This is a genomic window from Streptomyces radicis, assembly GCF_003626575.1.
Lineage (GTDB): Bacteria > Actinomycetota > Actinomycetes > Streptomycetales > Streptomycetaceae > Streptomyces > Streptomyces radicis.
In genome coordinates this window covers 1-1,077 of record NZ_RBDY01000079.1, presented here as the reverse complement: position 1 = coordinate 1,077, position 1,077 = coordinate 1, and the positions used below count along the sequence as shown (strand labels likewise).

Sequence of the window (1,077 nt, the reverse complement as noted above, 5' to 3'; positions counted from 1 at the left end):
CGATCCCCGCCGACGCCGACGTCATCACCGCCTCGGTCCGCAGCGGGTTGATCTCCGACACCGACCCCACGAACGTGGTCTTCCCCACGCCGAACCCACCCGCGATCACGATCTTCGCGGAGGTCGTGGAACGCGACGGCGCGGAGAGACCGGCGTCGTTAGAGCTTGCGAAGTCCACTGAGCACCCTTTCGAGCAGTGTCACATCTGGCTGGCCGCCGGGCTCCGCGTCGTTGCCCGGCTGGTGAATGGCGACAAGCCCGGCCTCGGCGAGGTCCGCCACCAGGATCCTGGCGACCCCGAGGGGGATGGAGAGCAGCGCCGACACCTCCGCGACCGACTTGACCTCGTAGCACAGCTGGCAGATCCGCTGGTGCTCCGGCAGCTGACCGGTCAGCCGCGCCGGGTCGGCGGTGGTGGACACCAGGGCCTCGATGGCCAGTTGGTACCGCGGCCTGGTCCTGCCGCCGGTCATCGCGTACGGACGCACCAGCGGCTGGGGCGCCTCGGGCCCTTCGCCGCCGGAGGAACGGCGCGGCGGCGCGGGCTGCCGCGTGCGCGGCGGCGTCCAGCTCTCGTGCTCGGGGCCCGGGCCCTGGTCGGGGCCCGGCGATCCGGGTCCGGGGGGGCGTGCGGCACCCGGTACGTGCGGGCCGCGCGCCTCGGGTCCCTGGTCGGGCTGCCGCTGGGGCGCGGGCTGTCGCTCCGGCGGCGGCCACTGGCCGCCGCTCGGCGCTGAGGGGAAGTTGAAGCGGCCGGAACGGCCACCGCCGTGCGGCGGCGGGTACTCGCTGCCGTAAGGTCCGCCTGAGGGCGTTGCCACAGATCCTCCTCCAAGTGCCTTCGCTGTCGCGGTGCCGTGGTCGCTTGTCGCCTCGTTTGACCCGCACCTTATGGTGCGGGGCCCCAATCCGCACAAGTCATCTGCTAGTTGAGAAGGCTCCCCTGGAGCTCGGCGCGGAGGTCGGGGGTCAGGACCGTACCGGCGCGATCCACCAACAACGCCATCTCATAACCCACCAGACCGATATCAGCCTCGGGATGCGCCAACACCGCCAACGACGAACCATCCGAGATCG

The 1,077-nt window shown here is 71.6% G+C and carries 1 protein-coding gene and 2 pseudogenes; all 3 read right to left on the bottom strand.

Going from position 1 to position 1,077, the window contains the following annotated elements; translation table 11 throughout:
* Positions 1-178 (bottom strand): annotated as a pseudogene (locus D7318_RS32310) (ATP/GTP-binding protein); the annotation flags it as partial.
* A complete protein-coding gene (locus D7318_RS32305) occupies positions 159-821 on the bottom strand; it encodes a DUF742 domain-containing protein (protein ID WP_120700800.1) in 663 nt (220 codons plus the stop codon). The pseudogene D7318_RS32310 and the gene D7318_RS32305, both read right to left, overlap by 20 nt.
* Positions 822-925: 104 nt before the next feature.
* Positions 926-1,077 (bottom strand): annotated as a pseudogene (locus tag D7318_RS32300) (roadblock/LC7 domain-containing protein); the annotation flags it as partial.